This is a genomic window from Hydrogenophaga defluvii (assembly GCF_042665235.1).
Lineage (GTDB): Bacteria > Pseudomonadota > Gammaproteobacteria > Burkholderiales > Burkholderiaceae_C > Hydrogenophaga > Hydrogenophaga defluvii_A.
Genome location: NZ_JBHTBZ010000009.1, coordinates 15,559 through 30,552, shown reverse-complemented (window position 1 = coordinate 30,552; position 14,994 = coordinate 15,559). Strand labels below are relative to the sequence as shown.

14 protein-coding genes are annotated in these 14,994 nt (G+C 66.6%); 10 read left to right on the top strand and 4 right to left on the bottom strand.

From position 1 onward, the window contains the following. Positions 1 to 206 precede the first annotated feature (206 nt). From ACFQU0_RS03425 to ACFQU0_RS03415, 3 genes are read left to right on the top strand one after another with little or no spacing between them, the layout of a single operon-like run. A complete protein-coding gene (locus ACFQU0_RS03425; RefSeq protein WP_382198718.1) occupies positions 207 to 2,729 on the top strand; it encodes an FtsX-like permease family protein in 2,523 nt (840 codons plus the stop codon). A 33-nt stretch (positions 2,730 to 2,762) separates the two neighbouring features. Next, positions 2,763 to 3,809, top strand: a complete 1,047-nt coding sequence (locus ACFQU0_RS03420; RefSeq protein WP_382198717.1) for a PLP-dependent cysteine synthase family protein — start codon at positions 2,763 to 2,765, stop codon at positions 3,807 to 3,809. 1 nt (position 3,810) lies between these two features. Next, on the top strand, positions 3,811 to 4,896 hold the full coding sequence (locus ACFQU0_RS03415) for a lipocalin-like domain-containing protein (protein WP_382198716.1): 1,086 nt from the start codon (positions 3,811 to 3,813) through the stop codon (positions 4,894 to 4,896). A gap of 9 nt (positions 4,897 to 4,905) precedes the next feature. Here the strand turns inward: ACFQU0_RS03415 and ACFQU0_RS03410 are convergent, their stop codons facing one another. Beyond that, on the bottom strand, positions 4,906 to 5,370 hold the full coding sequence (locus ACFQU0_RS03410) for a MarR family winged helix-turn-helix transcriptional regulator (RefSeq protein ID WP_382198715.1): 465 nt from the start codon (positions 5,368 to 5,370) through the stop codon (positions 4,906 to 4,908). Between the two features lie 139 nt (positions 5,371 to 5,509). Between ACFQU0_RS03410 and ACFQU0_RS03405 the strand changes: the two genes are divergently transcribed. The 6 genes from ACFQU0_RS03405 to ACFQU0_RS03380 all read left to right on the top strand — a co-directional run bounded on the left by ACFQU0_RS03405 (position 5,510) and on the right by ACFQU0_RS03380 (position 11,104). Beyond that, positions 5,510 to 6,715, top strand: coding sequence for a 3-hydroxybenzoate 6-monooxygenase (locus ACFQU0_RS03405; RefSeq protein ID WP_382198714.1), 1,206 nt, complete (start codon positions 5,510 to 5,512; stop codon positions 6,713 to 6,715). Between the two features lie 17 nt (positions 6,716 to 6,732). Further along, a complete protein-coding gene (locus tag ACFQU0_RS03400; protein ID WP_382198713.1) occupies positions 6,733 to 7,770 on the top strand; it encodes a cupin domain-containing protein in 1,038 nt (345 codons plus the stop codon). Positions 7,771 to 7,794: 24 nt separating this feature from the next. Continuing rightward, entirely contained in the window at positions 7,795 to 8,508 is a 714-nt protein-coding gene (locus tag ACFQU0_RS03395) for a fumarylacetoacetate hydrolase family protein (protein WP_382198712.1), read from the top strand. A 69-nt stretch (positions 8,509 to 8,577) separates the two neighbouring features. Next, the gene (locus ACFQU0_RS03390) at positions 8,578 to 9,315 is read left to right on the top strand and encodes a c-type cytochrome (protein ID WP_382198711.1); all 738 of its coding nucleotides are present in this window, start codon (positions 8,578 to 8,580) and stop codon (positions 9,313 to 9,315) included. Beyond that, positions 9,312 to 10,595 (top strand): c-type cytochrome, encoded by a 1,284-nt coding sequence (locus ACFQU0_RS03385; RefSeq protein ID WP_382198710.1) that lies wholly within the window; start codon positions 9,312 to 9,314, stop codon positions 10,593 to 10,595. Before ACFQU0_RS03390 ends, ACFQU0_RS03385 begins: the two co-directional genes overlap by 4 nt. Before the next feature lie 14 nt (positions 10,596 to 10,609). Beyond that, complete coding sequence (locus tag ACFQU0_RS03380) at positions 10,610 to 11,104, top strand: dihydrofolate reductase (RefSeq protein ID WP_382198709.1); 495 nt, start codon at positions 10,610 to 10,612, stop codon at positions 11,102 to 11,104. A gap of 25 nt (positions 11,105 to 11,129) precedes the next feature. Here the strand turns inward: ACFQU0_RS03380 and galE are convergent, their stop codons facing one another. Beyond that, entirely contained in the window at positions 11,130 to 12,185 is a 1,056-nt protein-coding gene (gene galE, locus ACFQU0_RS03375; protein WP_382198708.1) for a UDP-glucose 4-epimerase GalE, read from the bottom strand. 167 nt (positions 12,186 to 12,352) lie between these two features. Between galE and epsA the strand changes: the two genes are divergently transcribed. Further along, entirely contained in the window at positions 12,353 to 13,177 is an 825-nt protein-coding gene (gene epsA / locus ACFQU0_RS03370; protein WP_382198707.1) for an XrtB/PEP-CTERM-associated transcriptional regulator EpsA, read from the top strand. Positions 13,178 to 13,284: 107 nt separating this feature from the next. Here the strand turns inward: epsA and ACFQU0_RS03365 are convergent, their stop codons facing one another. Continuing rightward, entirely contained in the window at positions 13,285 to 14,034 is a 750-nt protein-coding gene (locus ACFQU0_RS03365) for a VPLPA-CTERM sorting domain-containing protein (protein ID WP_382198706.1), read from the bottom strand. Positions 14,035 to 14,157: 123 nt separating this feature from the next. Beyond that, positions 14,158 to 14,991: an ExeA family protein gene (locus ACFQU0_RS03360; protein WP_382198705.1), complete on the bottom strand. Its 834-nt coding sequence runs from the start codon at positions 14,989 to 14,991 to the stop codon at positions 14,158 to 14,160. Positions 14,992 to 14,994 lie beyond the last annotated feature (3 nt).

Sequence of the window (14,994 nt, the reverse complement as noted above, 5' to 3'; positions counted from 1 at the left end):
GGGTGACCTGCTGCGTTGCGATTCTTGTCCATAGCCTGCTATGGACTGCAAATCGCGCCTTGCATGTCATCTCCGCCCAAGGGCGCCGCGCACGCGCAGAGCCTCAAGCGCCGCCCCAAGGGACTCTCTCAGCCGCGCGGCCCGTTTGGGCCACCCGGCACCCCCGGTGAAGCGCCGATTTTAGGCGCGCGGGTAAGCTCCCGCCCATGTGGCCTTTGCTCAAGACCTTTTCCTGGCAAGAAATCACCCACCACCCCTGGCGCACCGCCGTGGCGGTGCTGGCCGTGATGCTGGGCGTGGCGCTGGCCTTTGCGGTGCACCTCATCAACGCCTCGGCCCTGGCCGAATTTGGCAGCGCCGCCCAGGCGGTGAGCGGTCGGCCTGATGTGTCGCTGCGCGCCCGCCAAGGCAGCCTGCCCGACACCCTGCTGGACCGCGTGGCAGCGCACCCGCAGGTGGCCGTGGCCAGCCCGCTGCTGGAGCTGTCGACCTACGCACAAGGCGCGGCGGGCGAGCGTGTGCCGGTGCGGGTGTTGGGGGTGGACGCGCTGACCGTGGGGCGCATCAACCCGTCGCTGGTGGCGCGGCCCGCTGAGGCCGCCGGACGGCTGGACGTGTTCGCGCCCGATGCCGTGTTCCTCAACCCCGCCGCCCGCCAGAAGCTGGCTGGCCTGGCGCTGCAGGTGCAACAAGGCCTGACCCTGCACCCCCTGCGGGTGGCCGGCAGCGTGGCCGCGCCGGGCGCGCCGCTGCTGGTGATGGATGTGGCCGCCGCACAAGAACACTTTGACCGCCTCGGCCAACTCAGCGCCATCGACCTGCGCCTGCGCCCCGGCACCGATGTGACCACGCTGCAACGCGAACTGGCGCTGGACACCGACCTGCTGTGGCAAACCCCGGACGCGGCCGACGAGCGCCTGGACCGCCTCTCGCGCGCCTACCGTGTCAACCTCACCGTGCTGGCGCTGGTGGCCTTGTTCACCGGCGCTTTCCTGGTGTATTCGGTGCTGAGCCTGGGTGTGGCCAAACGCCAGCCGCAGTTTGCGCTGCTGGGTGTGTTGGGCCTGGGCGCGGCACAGCGCCAGCGGCTGGTGCTGATGGAATCGCTGTTGCTGGGCGCGGTGGGCAGCCTGCTGGGCCTGGCCCTGGGCAGCGGCCTGGCCGCACTGGCCTTGCGGGTGCTGGGCGGCGACCTGGGTGGGGGTTACTTTGGCAGCCAGGCACCCGCGTTGCGATGGACTGCGGGTGGGCTGCTGGGCTACGGTCTGCTGGGCGTGGCGGCGGCCGGCCTGGGCGGCTGGTGGCCGGCGCAAGCGGTGCGGCGGCTGGCGCCTGCGGTGGCGCTCAAGGGGTTGACGGCCAGCGCGCCGCGTGCCCGCCAAGGGCTGCTGCGCGGGGCGCTGCTGCTGGTGCTGGCCGCCGGGCTGGCCCTGCTGCCGCCGTTGGGCGGCGTGCCGCTGGCGGCTTACGCGTCTGTGGGGCTGTTGCTGCTGGGTGGCATTGCCATGTTGCCGGGCCTGGCGCGCTGGGCGCTGCGTGGCCTGGCACCCTGGGCCGCACAACACGCCCTGCCCCTGCTGGCGCTGGAGCGGGCGCGCCGCCTGCCCGAGGTGGCAGCGGTGGCCACGGGCGGCGTGGTGGCCAGCCTGGCGCTGTCGGTGGCGCTCACCGTGATGGTGGCGAGTTTTCGAGACTCGGTCACGCAGTGGCTGGACGTGGTGCTGCCCGCCCCACTCTACGTGCGCACAGCCCAAAGCAGTGGTGCCGGCGACACGGTGTTTTTTGAACCGGCTGCGGTGGATGCCATCCGCCAGGTGCCTGGCGTGGCCCGCGCAGAAGGCCTGCGGGTGCTGCAGATCCAGCTGGACAGCAACCGGCCCGCCGTGGCGCTGGTGGGCCGCCGCCTGAGCGACCCGGCGCGCGATCTGCCGCTGCTCCAGCCCCCGCTGCCCGCACCACCCGACCATGTCGCCATCTACGTGAGCGAGGCTTTGCAGGCCTTGTACGGCGCACAACCTGGGCAGGTGTTTGCCCCGCTGGCTGGCGCCTTCACCCGGGCGCCCCCCTTCTTTGTGGCTGGGGTGTGGCGCGACTACGCACGACAGCACGGCTCGCTGGTGATGGACCTGGACGCGCTGCAGCGCCTGAGTGGCGACGACCGCGTCAACGACATCGCGCTGTACCTGGATCCGCAAGCCAGCAGCGCCACCGTGCAACAAGCCGTGCGCGACACGTTGAAACAACACCAAGGTGGCCAGGACCTGATCGAGATCGCCTCCGCCGAGGCCATACGCGCGCGCTCGCTGGGCATCTTCGACCGCAGCTTCGCCGTCACCTACTGGCTGCAGGCGGTGGCCATCACCATTGGGCTGTTTGGTGTGGCGGCCAGCTTCAGCGCCCAGGTGCTGGCACGTCGGCGCGAATTTGGCCTGCTGGCCCACCTGGGCCTCACGCGGCCACAGGTGCTGCGCCTGGTGGCGTCCGAAGGCCTGGTGTGGACGGTGCTGGGCACGCTGGCCGGCCTGGCGCTGGGCCTGGGCGTCAGCCTCATCCTCGTCTTCGTGGTCAACCCGCAGAGTTTTCACTGGACCATGGACTTGGCCCTGCCCTGGCCGCGCCTGCTGGCCCTGTGCGCGGCCGTGGTGGCCAGTGGCACCCTCACCGCCTGGCTGGCCGCGCGCGCGGCGGCCAGCGCCGACGTGGTGCGGGCCGTGCGCGAAGACTGGTAAAACCACCGTTTCATCACAACAAGAAGCCCGCACATGAACTCCTGGGTCCAAGACGCCATCGCCCGCATCGCGGCCGACTTCCAGCGCAGCGCCGACACGCACCTCATCCCGCTGCCACTGCCCACGTTTGCGCGCCATGGCATCGACCTCTACCTCAAGGACGAATCCACCCACCCCACTGGCAGCCTCAAACACCGGCTGGCGCGTTCGCTGTTTTTGTACGCGCTCTGCAACGGCTGGCTTCACGAGGGCACGACGGTGGTCGAGGCGTCCAGCGGCTCCACCGCGGTGAGCGAAGCCTATTTCGCGCGCCTGCTGGGCTTGCCTTTCATTGCCGTCATGCCACGCAGCACCTCGGCGGAGAAGATCGCGCAAATCGCCTTTTATGGCGGGCGCACCCATTTTGTGGAGCACGCGGGCGAGGTGTACGCGGCGGCGCAGCAACTGGCCGACGAAACGGGCGGCCACTACATGGACCAGTTCACTTACGCCGAGCGCGCCACCGACTGGCGGGGCAACAACAACATCACCCAAAGCATGTTTGAGCAGATGGCGCACGAGCGCTGCCCGGTGCCGGCCTGGATTGTGGTGGGAGCGGGTACCGGCGGCACCAGCGCCACCATCGGCCGCTACCTGCGCTACCAGCGCCACGCCACCCAGCTGTGTGTGGCCGACCCCGAGGGTTCGGTGTTTGCCGCTTACCACGCGCAGCGCGACACCTTGCTCACCGCGCCCGGCTCGCGCATCGAAGGCATTGGCCGCCCACGGGTGGAGCCCAGCTTCATTCCCACGTTGGTGGAGCGCATGGAAGTGGTGAGCAACCTGGAATCGGTGGCCGCCATGCACGCCCTCACCGGCCTGTTGGGCCGCAAGGTCGGGCCGTCCACCGGCACCAACTTCGTGGCCATGCTGCGCCTGGCCAACGAAATGCGCGCGCAGCAGACGCCGGGCTCGGTGCTCTCGCTGCTGTGCGACGCGGGCGAACGCTACGAAAAAACCTACCACGATGCGGCCTGGGTGAAGGCCCAGTTTGGCGACACCACGCCCGCGCGCCACCACCTGGCCACCCTCTTGGGTTGACATGCTGTTTCGCCGCCACTTGCTGCAAGCTGCCGCTATGGCTCCGCTGCTGGGGGCCGCCAGCGGGTGGGCACTGTCTCCCCGTGTGCTGCAATTTCCGCGCGACCACGGTGCCCACCCTGAGCTGCGCACCGAATGGTGGTACCTCACCGGGCAGGCACAAACATCGGCTGGGCGCGAATTCGGTTTTCAGGTGACGTTTTTCCGCTCCCGTGTGGATGGCACCCAGGCCATGACCAGCCGGCTGGCCGCGCGACAGTTGTTGTTTGCGCATGCGGCCATCACCGATGTAGCCGGCGATGGGTCTGGCGGCAAGCTGTGGCACGACGAGCGCATCGCGCGCTGGAACGGTGCACCGGGCGGCGCAACCGATGCTTCGTTGCAAGACACAGCGGTACAGCTGTCGGGCTGGTTGTTTCGGCGCCAGGCAGACGGCTACGCCACCCGCATCAGCGGCGACGACTTGAACCTGAACTTGCGCGCCCAGCCCAGCCAGCCGCTGCTGCTGCAAGGCGATCAGGGGTTGTCGCGCAAAGGCCCCGAGGCGGCGCAGGCCAGCCACTACTACAGCCAGCCGCAGTTGGTGGTGTCGGGCTCCCTGGGCTTACAAGGCCAGCGTTTTGAGGTGACCGGCCGCGCCTGGCTGGACCACGAATGGAGCGAGGCCTTGCTGCACCCCGAGGCCGTGGGCTGGGACTGGATAGGCATGAACCTGGACGATGGCAGCGCGCTGACCGCGTTTCAGCTGCGCCGCGCCGATGGCAGCGCGCTGTGGGCAGGTGGCTCGCTGCGCCGCCCTGCAGAAGTGGTGCCACGCATTTTTGTGCACGACGAGCTGCGCTTTGAGCCCGTGCGCTGGTGGACCAGTGCCCAAACCGGCGCGCGCTACCCCGTAGAGTGGCGGGTGGCCTCGCCCGCCGGTGTGCACACCGTGCGCGCGCGGCTCGACGCCCAAGAGCTGGACGCGCGCGCCAGCACCGGCAACGTCTATTGGGAAGGCTTGTCGCTGCTGCTGGACGCACGCGGCCAGAAGGTGGGACAGGGTTACCTGGAGATGACCGGCTACGCCCAGCGCCTGCGGCTCTGAAGCGGGGCCTCAACCATCGCTCAGGCCCATGCCTTCGGTGGGCGAGCGGCTGCTCTCGTTGTGGGCTCGCACCAGGCGGGTCAACATGTCCAGAAACTGCGGCTTTTCGGCGTCGCTGAGCGGCGCCAGCATGCGCGCCTGGGCGGCTTTGACGGCTTGTTCCATCTCGCTCAGCAAGGTGCTGCCTTCGGCGCTGATGCCCAACAGCCGCACGCGCCGGTCGGTGGGCGAGGCGCTGCGGCGCAACAGCCCGCGCGCCTCCAGCCGGTCCACCACACCGGCGGTGGTCGAGGTGTCCAGGCCCATCAGGCCGGCCAGCGTGCGCTGGTCCAGCCCGGGCTGGCGGTGCACCGTCAGCAGCACGCCGTACTGGATGGGCGTGACCCCAAAACCCTCGGTTTCCTGCAGGAAGATGGCCACCGCGATCTGTTGCAGGCGGCGAATGTAGGGACCGGGCAAGGCGTCGAGTTGCATGGCGATCGGGAGGCAGAAGACGTCGCCGATTCTGCCTGTAGACAAATCCAAGGGTAAACCCTTGTTTATGCGAGTATGGAATACTAACTATACTTATTATAAGCATGCTGATTATCAGCATACAAATCCAAGAGTCCTCATGAACACACCCGACACCTCGTTGCCCGTTCTTGTTGCCGGTGGTGGCATCGGTGGCCTGGCCGCCGCCCTGGCCCTGGTGCGCCGGGGCTTCAACGTGCAGGTGTTCGAGCAGGCCGCCGAGATCGGTGAAATTGGCGCCGGCATCCAGCTTGGCCCCAACGCCTTCCACGCGTTTGACGCGCTGGGTGTGGGCGAAAAGGCGCGCGGCCGCGCCGTCTACACCGACTACATGGTGATGCACGACGCGCTGGACGAGTACCAGGTGGGCAAGATACCCACTGGCGAGGCCTTTCGCCAGCGTTTTGGCAACCCCTATGCCGTGATCCACCGGGTGGATGTGCACAAGTCCCTGCTCGAAGGCGCGGAAGAAACCGGGCGCGTGCGCTTTCAGACCAGCACCCGCATCGACCGCGTGGAACAGGACGCCGACAGCGTGACCGTGTACGACCAAAACGGCCTGGCCTACCGTGGGCAGGCGCTGATCGGGGCCGATGGTGTCAAGAGCGCGGTGCGCCAGCAGTACGTGAACGACCCGGCCCGCGTCACCGGCCATGTGGTCTACCGCGCGGTGGTGGACAAAGCCGACTTCCCCGAGGATTTGCAGTGGAACGCCGCCAGCATCTGGGTCGGCCCCAACTGCCACCTGGTGCACTACCCGCTGCGTGGCGGCGAACAGTACAACGTGGTCGTCACCTTCCACAGCCGCCAGCAGGAAGAATGGGGCGTGACCGAAGGCAGCAAGGAAGAGGTGCAGAGCTACTTCCAGGGCATCTGCCCCAAAGCCCGCCAGCTGATCGACCTGCCCAAGAGCTGGAAACGCTGGGCCACGGCCGACCGCGAACCGATTGGCCAGTGGACCTTTGGCCGCGCCACCCTGCTGGGCGACGCCGCCCACCCCACCACACAGTACATGGCACAAGGCGCCTGCATGGCCATGGAAGACGCGGTGACCCTGGGCGAAGCCCTGCGGGTGCACAACAACAACTGGGCCAAGGCGCTGGACCTGTACCAGCGCAGCCGCGTGGCGCGCACCGCCCGCATCGTGCTCAGCTCGCGCGAGATGGGCCGCATCTACCACGCCAAGGGCGTGGAACGCCTGGTGCGCAACGAGCTCTGGAAAGGCCGCAGCCCCGAGCGTTTTTACGACGCCATGGAATGGCTGTACGGCTGGAACGCCGGCAACTGCCTGGCCACCCCTTACTGACACGGAGGAGAGACACCATGAGCCACGAACTCGGCCGCCTGGAAGACCTGCCACAAAGCTACCGCGACGACCTGAAAAACCTGAACCTGGTGCCGCTGTGGCCCAGCCTGCGCGCGGTGCTGCCGCCGGGCACCCCCACCCGCGCCACACAAGCCGTGCACTGGCCCTACGCCACGCTGCGCCCGCTGTTGCTCAAGGCCGGCGAACTCACGCCGATTGAGAAAGCCGAACGCCGTGTGCTGGTGTTGGCCAACCCTGGCCACGGCCTGGAGAACATGAAGGCCAGCCCGGCCATGTACCTGGGCATGCAACTGCTGCTGCCCAACGAATGGGCGCCCAGCCACCGCCACACACCCAACGCGGTACGCATGATCGTGGAGGGCGAAGGCGCTTACACCACGGTGGACGGCGAGAAGTGCCCCATGGCGCGTGGTGACCTCATCCTGACCCCCACCGGGCTGTGGCACGAACACGGCCACGACGGCACCGACCCGGTGGTGTGGCTGGACGTGCTGGACCTGCCGCTGGTGTACTACATGGAGGCCAGCTACCACATCAACGGCGAGCGCCAGACCGTGAAGCAAGGCAGCGGCGACCGCGCCTGGACCCGTGCCGGTGTGGTGCCCACTCAGGTGTTCGAACGCAGCGACAAACGCTACCCCATGCTGCGTTACCCCTGGGCCGACACACGCGCCGCGCTGCTGGCCCTGGCCACCAACGAACCGCAGCTGGACTGCGTGCAGGTGACCTATGTGAACCCTGAGACGGGCGACGACGCCGAGAACATCCTGGGCTTTTACGCGCTGATGCTCCAACCCGGCCAGACGCTCCACCTGCCCGCGCGTTCGCCCTCGCAGGTGTTCCACCTGATCGAAGGCGGCGTGGACGTGTCCACCTGTGGCAAGACCTTCGGTCTGGTCGAGGCCGACACCTGCTGCGCGCCCGGCTATGAGCCCGTCACGCTGACCAACCGATCGGCCGACCAGCCGTCCTTTGTTTTTATTGCCGACGAGTCCCCACTGCACCGCAAGCTCGGTGTGTACGAGACGCGATAACCACCCCAGCCTCCTTCCCCGAGCATGACCACCTACCTCTTTGCCCCGCCCGCCGCCCCCTCCCTGCCCATCCGGGGCAAGACCGAGCGTTTCCCCATCAACCGCATCTTCTGCGTGGGCCGCAACTACCACGCACACGCCGTCGAGATGGGCCGCCCGGTGGACAAAAGTGTCGAGCAGGCGTTTTATTTCACCAAGTCGCCCCAGACGCTGGTGGAAAGCGGCACCACCGTGGCCTACCCACCGCGCACCAACAACTACCACTTCGAGATGGAACTGGTGCTGGCCATCGGCAAGCCGGGCTTTCGCGTGAGCGAGGACCAGGCCCACGAGCTGGTGTACGGCTACGCCGCCGGCCTGGACATGACACGCCGCGACCTGCAACTGGTGGCGCGCGACAAGGGCCGCCCCTGGGACACCGGCAAGGACATCGAAGAAGGTTCGGTGTGCTCCGAGATCGTGCCAATGGAAGGTGTGGTCATCGAGCAAGGCGCCATCGCGCTCGACGTCAACGGCGTGACCAAGCAGTCGTCCAACGTGGACAAGCTGATCTGGAACATCCGCGAAATCATCGCCGACCTCTCCACCTACTACCACCTGCAGCCCGGCGACCTCATCTACACCGGCACGCCCGAAGGGGTGGGGGCGGTGTCCACGGGCGACCACATCGCCGGCCATGTGGACCTGGGCAAACACGGCACCTGTGCGGTAACGCTCACCGTTGGCGCCCCCGACTGAGCGCTCGCAACACGAACCGCCACACGCGGGCCACCCGGGAGCGCACACACGAGCGGCGACAATAGCGCCATGCCTTGTTACCTGAAGCACTTCTGGCGGCTGGTCTGCCTGGCGTCTTGCTGGCTGGCCACCAGCACGGCGGGCGCACAAACCACCGCCCGCCCCCCATTTGAAGACAGCATGGCCCAGCGCATGCAGGCCTGCACCGCCTGCCACGGCGCCCAGGGGCGCGCTGCGCCCGATGGCTACTACCCGCGCATTGCTGGCAAGCCGGCTGGCTACCTCTACAACCAGCTGCTCAACTTCCGCGACGGCCGCCGCCACTACCGCCTGATGGCCCAGATGGTGGACCCGCTGACCGACGCCTACCTGTGGGAGATTGCGCAGCACTTTGCCGCGCTGGAGCTGCCCTATGCCGCGCCCGCAGCGGTGCAGGTGTCGGCGGCCGATCTGGCGCGTGGCCAGCAACTGGCACTGCAGGGCGACCCCGCCCGGCGCATTCCGGCCTGCGCCAGCTGCCATGGCAGCCAGCTCACCGGCATGGAGCCCGCCACCCCCGGCCTGCTCGGCTTGCCACGCGATTACCTCAACAGCCAACTGGGCGCATGGCGCACCGGGCAGCGCCGCGCCCACGCCCCCGACTGCATGGCCCAGGTGGCCGAGCAGCTGAGCCAGACCGATGTGTCGGCCGTGAGCGGCTGGCTGGCCACGCAGGCGGTATCGGCATTCGCCAAGCCCGCCCCGCCGCCCAACCAGGCCTTGCCGGCGGCGTGTGGCTCGGCCCCCACGCCAGGGGGCCGACCATGACACACCGCATCAAATGGCTGCTGATGTTGGGCGTGCTGCTGCTGGCCACGGCCACTGCCGTGGTGTGGCTCAATGTGCGCGGTGAAGCCCCCCTGTCCGATGCGCCGCCGCAGGCCCCAACGGACGCTGCCACCATCGAACGCGGTCGTCAGCTGGCCACCGTGGGCAACTGCCAGACCTGCCACACCTCACGCGGTGGTGCGCCTTACGCGGGCGGGCGGGGCATCGCCACACCGTTTGGCACCGTGTTCGCAGGCAACCTCACACCCGACGCCACCCACGGCCTGGGGCAGTGGAACAGCGACGCCTTCTGGCGCGCCCTGCACCATGGGCGCTCGCGCGATGGGCGGCTGCTTTACCCCGCTTTTCCCTACAACAACACCACCCTGGTCAGCCGCGAAGACAGCGACGCGCTGTACGCCTACCTGCGCAGCCTGCCTGCCGTGCCCCAGCCCAACCGCGCGCACGAACTGGACTGGCCCTACAGCACGCAGGCCGCCTTGGCGGTGTGGCGTGCGCTGTACTTCCGGCCGGGGGCCTACACGCCGCAAGCGCAACAAAGCGCCGAATGGAACCGGGGCGCCTACCTGGTGCAAGGCCTGGCCCACTGCAGTGCCTGCCACGCGCCGCGCAACGCGCTCGGCGCCAACAGCAACATGCTCGACCTGGCCGGGGGCCTGATCCCGCTGCAAAACTGGTACGCCCCGTCGCTCAACGCACCGCGCGAGGCCGGCCTGCAGGACTGGCCGCTGGAACACATCGTGGCCCTGTTCCGCGATGGCCGCGCACCCGGCGCCCAGGTGACCGGCCCCATGGCCGAGGTGGTGCAGCACAGCACCCAACACTGGACGGACACCGACCTGCGCGCCATGGCCACCTACCTCCAAGCCCTGCCGCGTGTGGACACCCCGCCGCCCCAGGCACAACGCCCCACCCCGTCTCGCACCCTCGACCTGGGCGCCCAGCTGTACGGTCAACACTGCGCCGCCTGCCACGGCGACGCGGGCGAAGGTGTGCCCAACGCCTACCCGCCGCTGGCAGGCAACCGGGCGGTGCTCATGGCCTCGCCCGCCAACCTGGTGCAGACCGTGCTCAACGGCGGCTTCTCACCCGCCACCGCCGCCCACCCCCGCCCCTACGGCATGCCACCCTATTTGTTGACGTTGAGTGACGCCGACATCGCTGCTGTGCTCACGCATGTGCGCCGCAGCTGGGGCAACCAGGCCGCAGCCGTGAGCGAGCTCGACGTTTTGAACCTGCGCGGCACCGCACGCCGCTGACACCCCGCACACCCATGCGCCTCAACCTCATCTACGCGCGCGCCGCCAACGGCGTGATCGGGAAGAACAACCAGCTGCCCTGGCACCTGCCCGAAGACCTGGCCCACTTCAAACGCCACACCAGCGGCTGCCCGGTGCTCATGGGCCGCAAGACCTGGGATTCCCTCCCACCGCGCTTTCGCCCACTGCCCGGCCGCCGCAATCTGGTGCTGACGCGCCAGAGCGACTGGCAGGCCGAGGGCGCCGAACGCTGCGACAGCCTGGACCAGGCACTGACACGTTGCGCCGACGCGCCCGAGGTGTGGGTGATCGGCGGCGCCCAGCTCTACGCGCTGGCGCTGCCACATGCCCAGCGGGTGGTGGTGACGGAGATCGCGCAGGACTTTGAAGGTGATGCGTTGGCACCCACGCTGGGCCCCGAGTGGATGGAAACGGCCCGCGAAACGGGCACCTCTGTCAACGGCTTGGCCCATGCCTTTGTGACGCTGGAGACACGGCACACAGGCTGACAACCACAGGCCCCAAACACAGCCGTTATCTCAGCATCGGTTCAACGGCAGGGGCCGGCAACCGGTAGCCCTGCGGATTGGCCTGCTGCCAGCGCCAGGTGTCCCGCATCATTTGATCCAGATCCCGCTGGGCCGACCAGCCGAGTTCGTGCTGCGCCACAGACGCATCGGCCCAGTACGCGGCCAAATCGCCCGCGCGGCGTGGCACCACCCGGTAAGGCACCGCTTGGCCACTGGCCGGTTCAAAGCTGCGGATCACCTCCAACACGCTGCTGCCTTTGCCCGTGCCCAGGTTCCAAACGGCCACGCCGGCCCGCTTGGTAAGGGCACGCAACGCCGCCACATGCCCCTCGGCCAGATCAACCACGTGGATGTAATCGCGCACGCCTGTGCCGTCGGCCGTGGGGTAATCGTCCCCGTACACCGACAGACACCCCAGGCGCCCCACCGCCACCTGCGCGATGTAGGGCACCAGGTTGTTGGGCACGCCCAGCGGGTCCTCGCCGATCTGACCACTTTCGTGCGCGCCCACCGGATTGAAATAGCGCAGCAAGGCCACGCGCCAACGTGCATCGGACGCTGCGAGGTCGCGCAACATGTCTTCCACCATCAACTTGCTGCGCCCATAGGGGTTGACGGGCGTGCCCACTGGCGTCGTCTCGCTGTAGGGGCTGGGGGCATCGGCCCCATACACGGTGGCCGACGAACTGAACACCAGGGTGTGCACGTTCGCCCTGTGCATGGCCTGGCACAAGGTCAAGCTGCCCACCACGTTGTTGTCGAAATAGCGCAAGGGGTCACGAACACTGTCCCCCACCGCCTTCAGGCCCGCGAAGTGCAACACCGCTTGCACGGGATAGCGTTGGAACAGCGCATCGAGCGTCGCGGCGTCTCGCACGTCGCCTTGCACCCACTGCGGTTGCCGCCCCGCCAAGGCGGCCACACGGGCCATCGATTCGGCCGAGCTGTTGCACAGGTTGTCGAGCACCACCACCGAAAAACCGGCCTGCAAGAGGGCCAAAGTGGTGTGTGAGCCAATGTAACCAGCGCCGCCGGTCACCAGGATATAAGGGCTTGTCATGGCGCCCAATTTTCGTGGTGCGGGCCGCACGCTCAGCGGGTCAAACGGACCATCGGACCCCATAAAAACCGTGATCTTGTTGACAGAAGTTGAGTTTTTGGCGCCGGTGAATGGCGCTCAGAAGTGCAAAAATTCGACCAACTTTCGTTAACAGAAAAACAAACGCCATGTCACTTTTGGGCCACCTCTCGATCGACGACCTCGGTCCCATGCTGCAGGTTGTGCAGCGCTCGTTCGGCGTGCGCAGCCATGGGGATTTGTTTCATTGGCTGCAAGACGACCTGCAGCGTTTCATTCCCCACGATGTGGTGATCGCCGCCTGGGGCGACTTTTCAATGGGTCTGATCTGTTTCGACGTGGTGTCGCCTATAGACGGCCTGCGGACTGATCGTTTCAGTGAGAAGGTGATTGAGCCTTTTGCCAACGCCTTGTTCAGCCGCTGGTTGGCCTGTGGTAACACGCCGTTCACCATCAACGGCTCGACCGGTTTTGATTTCGAACCGTTCGAGGACCAGGCCACTTTGGCCGGCATGCGGCACATGCGGGGCGGCTTGGTTCACGGCATCAAGGATCGGCGTGGCCGACACGACTGCATCTACATCATGCTCGGCGCCACCGACCTGACCGACGGCAAAGCACGCGATTCGCTGCGCTTCATGCTGCCCTACATCGACGCTGCCTTCCGGCAAGTGACGCCACTGCCGGAACAGTACTTTGAGGCCAGTCGACCCGCCGTGACCAACCAACGCTTGCCCAGCGATCAGGACTTTGACACCCAGCTGCCTGTCGGCGGCTTGAGCGGGCGCGAAATGGAAATCATGGAATGGGTCCGCATGGGCAAAACCAACCACGAAATTGGCATCATCCTCGACATCAGCGCGTTCACCGTGAAAAACCACATGCAACGCATCTTCAAGAAGCTCGATGTCATGAACCGGGCCCAAGCCGTCTCCAAGGTCGAAACCCTGAGCCGCTTGATGCCGACCAAATGAGCGGCGCCCCAATACAGGCATCACAGGGTTGAACGCGACACAACAAAAAAGGGCCAACGCCCCTTTTTTTGTTGCCACGCGGTGGCACACGCTGGCCCCCTTGTGCGTCAAGCCAGCACCGACTTGCGGCCCGCGCCTTTGCGCCGCCGCGCCAAGCCCCCCGCACCCAGTGCCGACACGAACAACAAGGCCGCGCCAGGCAGCGGGACCTCGGACGGCGGCACGAACATCACCACATCTTGCGCGCCGTTGTTGGTCAACACCACAATGCGGTAGTTGTCGGTCTCGGGCACGGAGCCCGTGTTCAGTTCATCCAACCAGTTCTGCGCCTTGGCAATGGCGGCGTGGGACTCCGTGGGGTAGGAAACATTCTGAACGGGATTGACTTGAAAGTTGCCATCGCGCAAGTTGGTTCCACCGCTCACCAGCTCCCAGACCGCAAGTTGCATGGCCGACGAGGCTATGCCGTCGGCCGCGCTCAGAACCTCGGTGTAACGCTGGTTGACGAGTTTCTGCAGCGAGTTTAGCCAGCTTTGTGTGCCGCTGGTGTCGATGTTGTAGACCGTGTTTGCTGTCGACACAGCCTGTGACAGCTCCACGCACCATGCCAGGATGCCGGTGTCGGGAGTGAAAAGATCCGTGCCGCTGACACCGTTGACATCCATGCCCAAGCTGCCGCTGGGGATCGTCCTGAAGTCGGTACCGGACCCGGCATTCATATCGATAGACACGCCTTGACCCACAAATTGTTGCTGGTCGTATTGCAGGGTCACGGTGGCAGCCGATGCCCCCGCGCTGGCGCAAGCCAGCGCCACGGCACACAAGGTAAGAGAAAAAGAATTGCGCAAAATTGACATGGATGCCACCTCCCTATATGGATTGATCTGTCGTGGCGATTCGCCACATTCAACAGATAACAGTGATGGTATCGGGAGCCCTCTCGCCTCCTATGGGCGTATCGGACTACCGTGTGGCAAGGTTTATTGCCCGGCGCTCGATCCGCCCAGCACACCATAGTCCCGCCGGTCTGCCAGCACCTGGTTCACCAAGGGCAAGTCGACGATGGGCTGGTCGCCGCCAAACCCGTAGACCAGCGCCATGTCGCACAACACGTTGATGCTGCGCGGCACACCGCCGGTGACTTCGGCGATGCGGGCCAGCGCCTCGGTGGTGAACAGTGGCTGCTCTCCGCCGGCCACCTGCAGCCGGTGCTGCACGTAGTCAACGACCTCGGTTGGGGTCAAAGGTGGAATGAAAAAATCCACCCCCACACGCTGGGCAAACTGCTGCAGCTCCGGTTTTTTCAGCAAGTCGCGCAGCTGCGGTTGGCCCACCAGAATCACTTGCAACAGCTGGTCTTTGTCGGCATTGATGTTGGACAACATGCGCAGCGCCTCCAGCGCCCCCGCGTTGAGGTTTTGCGCTTCGTCCACGATCAGCACCGTCCGCCGGCCAGCGGCGTATTCGGCGATAAGAAAACGCTGGAAGGCCTCGTAGCGCGCCACCGGGGACAGGCCATCAAACGGCTGGCCAAACGACAACATGATCCACTCAAGCAGATCGGCGATGTCGGGGTGCGTGTTGTAGACGAGGCCGACGGTCAACTCCTGGCCCAGGGTGTTGAGCAGGTGCCGGATCAAGGTGGTTTTGCCACAACCGATGTCACCACAAATGACGGTGAAGCCCGAGCGGTTCTGTATGCCGTACTGCAGCATGGTGAACGCCAACGCGTGGCGTCGACCCAAGTACAGGAAGTCCGGGTCGGGCTGGATGGAAAACGGTTTTTCTGTGAGGCCGTAGTGCGCTTCGTACATGCA

Coding starts and splice junctions, on each gene's coding strand:
- ACFQU0_RS03425 (WP_382198718.1), top strand. CDS start 207: ATGTGGCCTTTGCTCAAGACCTTTTCCTGGCAAGAAATCACCCACCAC.
- ACFQU0_RS03420 (WP_382198717.1), top strand. CDS start 2,763: ATGAACTCCTGGGTCCAAGACGCCATCGCCCGCATCGCGGCCGACTTC.
- ACFQU0_RS03415 (WP_382198716.1), top strand. CDS start 3,811: ATGCTGTTTCGCCGCCACTTGCTGCAAGCTGCCGCTATGGCTCCGCTG.
- ACFQU0_RS03410 (WP_382198715.1), bottom strand. CDS start 5,370: ATGCAACTCGACGCCTTGCCCGGTCCCTACATTCGCCGCCTGCAACAG.
- ACFQU0_RS03405 (WP_382198714.1), top strand. CDS start 5,510: ATGAACACACCCGACACCTCGTTGCCCGTTCTTGTTGCCGGTGGTGGC.
- ACFQU0_RS03400 (WP_382198713.1), top strand. CDS start 6,733: ATGAGCCACGAACTCGGCCGCCTGGAAGACCTGCCACAAAGCTACCGC.
- ACFQU0_RS03395 (WP_382198712.1), top strand. CDS start 7,795: ATGACCACCTACCTCTTTGCCCCGCCCGCCGCCCCCTCCCTGCCCATC.
- ACFQU0_RS03390 (WP_382198711.1), top strand. CDS start 8,578: ATGCCTTGTTACCTGAAGCACTTCTGGCGGCTGGTCTGCCTGGCGTCT.
- ACFQU0_RS03385 (WP_382198710.1), top strand. CDS start 9,312: ATGACACACCGCATCAAATGGCTGCTGATGTTGGGCGTGCTGCTGCTG.
- ACFQU0_RS03380 (WP_382198709.1), top strand. CDS start 10,610: ATGCGCCTCAACCTCATCTACGCGCGCGCCGCCAACGGCGTGATCGGG.
- galE (WP_382198708.1), bottom strand. CDS start 12,185: ATGACAAGCCCTTATATCCTGGTGACCGGCGGCGCTGGTTACATTGGC.
- epsA (WP_382198707.1), top strand. CDS start 12,353: ATGTCACTTTTGGGCCACCTCTCGATCGACGACCTCGGTCCCATGCTG.
- ACFQU0_RS03365 (WP_382198706.1), bottom strand. CDS start 14,034: ATGTCAATTTTGCGCAATTCTTTTTCTCTTACCTTGTGTGCCGTGGCG.
- ACFQU0_RS03360 (WP_382198705.1), bottom strand. CDS start 14,991: ATGTACGAAGCGCACTACGGCCTCACAGAAAAACCGTTTTCCATCCAG.